This window comes from Baaleninema sp., from assembly GCF_049974805.1.
In the GTDB taxonomy this organism is placed as follows: domain Bacteria; phylum Cyanobacteriota; class Cyanobacteriia; order Cyanobacteriales; family Geitlerinemataceae; genus Baaleninema.
On the sequence record NZ_JBNGCO010000232.1, the window covers coordinates 1 to 2,039 of the forward strand.

General features: G+C 55.1%; 2 protein-coding genes. One reads left to right on the forward strand and one right to left on the reverse strand.

Translation table 11 applies throughout. The features are described 5' to 3' along the window. Positions 1-118 (forward strand): GatB/YqeY domain-containing protein (locus ACP5D4_RS21545; protein ID WP_428013656.1); only part of this gene is annotated, 118 nt, incomplete at its 5' end. Between the two features lie 180 nt (positions 119-298). Here the strand turns inward: ACP5D4_RS21545 and ACP5D4_RS21550 are convergent. Continuing rightward, a partial coding sequence (locus ACP5D4_RS21550; protein ID WP_428013655.1) for a DnaJ domain-containing protein occupies positions 299-2,039 on the reverse strand: 1,741 nt, incomplete at its 5' end.

The following is a 2,039-nucleotide window of genomic DNA, read 5'->3' on the forward strand; positions in this document are numbered from 1 at the left end:
GGGTGCGACGTCGCCGAAGGATATGGGAAAAGTGATGGGCCCGCTGATGCAGCAACTGAAAGGACAGGCGGATGGCAAGACCGTTCAAGAAATTGTCAAGCGCCAATTAAGTCAGTAATTTCTTCTCGGTAGTTTCACCAAGAAGAAACCATAAGCCCACTCGATTTTCAGTGATTTCCGATTGGTGTCAAGACAGCGTTGTTTTTCGAGCAACGCTGTTTTTTTGAGTTTGAAGTGTTGAGGGTTCATTCGATCGCGATCGAACCCAACCTTTCCTGCACAGAAACCTCCGAGAAACCTATCGATTTTCGAGGGTTTGAAGAAAATCGGCGTAGGCTTGATTGAGGGATTTCATACGATCGATCGCGCAGCGATCACCGTTCGCGTCGGGATGATACAATTTCGCCAAACTGCGATAGGCCACTTTGACCGTTTCCGGTGTCGCGTCGGGGCTAACACCGAGAACCTGCCACCACAAACTCGCCAAATCAGAGGTTTGGAAATCTGTTGGCGATCGCCACAGCTTCAGAACCTGGTTTTGACTTCCCGTCACGAGAAACGAACCGTCGGCGGCGAAGGCGACAGGATGAGTTCCCACCAGAGCGGCGAGACATTCTCCGGTTTGACAGTTCCAAAGTTTGACATGGCGATCGCTGGCACTAGCGAGGAGTTTACCGTTGGGGTGGAAGTCGAGCGATCGCACTTCGCCGCCACTGCCTGTCGAGGAGTGCCTCAACGTCCGTTCGAGATTTCCCGTTTGCCAATCCCACAGTTTCACCGTTCCATCGCATCCCCCACTGGCAAGCGTTCTGCCGTCTGCACTCACCGCCACCGCCGCCACCGCACTGCCACAGTGTAGAACCTTCGGCTTTTTAAACTGTCGGACGTTCCAAATTCGCACCGTTCCGTCGCGGCTACCGCTAACGAGATGCGTTCCGTCGGGAGTATAGACGAGACTTTCCACCCTATCCGTATGTCCCATCAAGCCTCGCTGGACTTCTCGGGTGTGGCGATGCCAGATTCGCACCAAATTATCGCTTCCCCCGCTGGCGATGGAAGCGTGAGTGGGATTGACGGCGATGGCGTAAACAATACCACGAGGGCGACGGGTTAAGGTATCGACGAAGCTGTGTTGCAGTTGGCGAGTTTGGAGGTTCCACTGGCTGAGATTGCTGTTGACTTCTCCCGTCAATAGGTTGTTGTTGTCGTCGAACGTCACGGCGTACACCGGACTGCTGTTAAAAAAGGAGTAAGTTCGCTGTTGGGTATCGAGATTCCAGACCGTCACCGTGCGATCGCTGCTGGCACTGGCGATCGCATTGCCATCGAGACTGATGGCGATGTCGTTGACGCTCTGGGTATGTCCCCGAAATCCCCCCACACACTGCCAAGAGTTGAAGGTATCGTCGTTGGCTTCGTCGTTTGGAACGATATTTGTCGCTTGAGGCGGAGGGGTTTTGGAGTCGGCAAATTGAGGAGACGGGGAGGAGACGGAGTCGTCAAACTGCGCTGTTTCGTTGAGTTTGGCTTTGAGTTCTTCGAGTTCCGCGTCGATTTCCCAGTCTCGAAATTTTTGAGAAACGGGATCGCTACCGAGGAGTCGATCGAAATCCTCCAATAAAAACTCCAACATCGTCTCGTTGTAGAAATCGCGATCGAGTATCCGTTCTTCCATACGCGAAAAAGCGTCGAAAGCCCCCGCTAAACGCTGTCCCGGTTCGGGGGTCATGGCTTTATAGACGCCGTAAAGTCCCAATCCCACAACGCCGCCCACAGTTGCCATCGTCCCCATACCGATCCCGAACGCCATCCCGCCGACACCGACTCCCATTCCGCCGACAACGGAAGACACCCCCATTCCGCCGACTGCACCGAGTCCCGCCGTACCCAACGCGGTGGTATCGCCTTCGACAAAGGCATCGATCGCGCCGTAAGCCGCCGAACCCGCCACGACACCCGCCGCCACGAAGGGCATAGTTCCCAATCCCACGCCGCCAAAGCTTCCCACCAGTCCGATGTTTCCCAGGGTGGCGGACAGT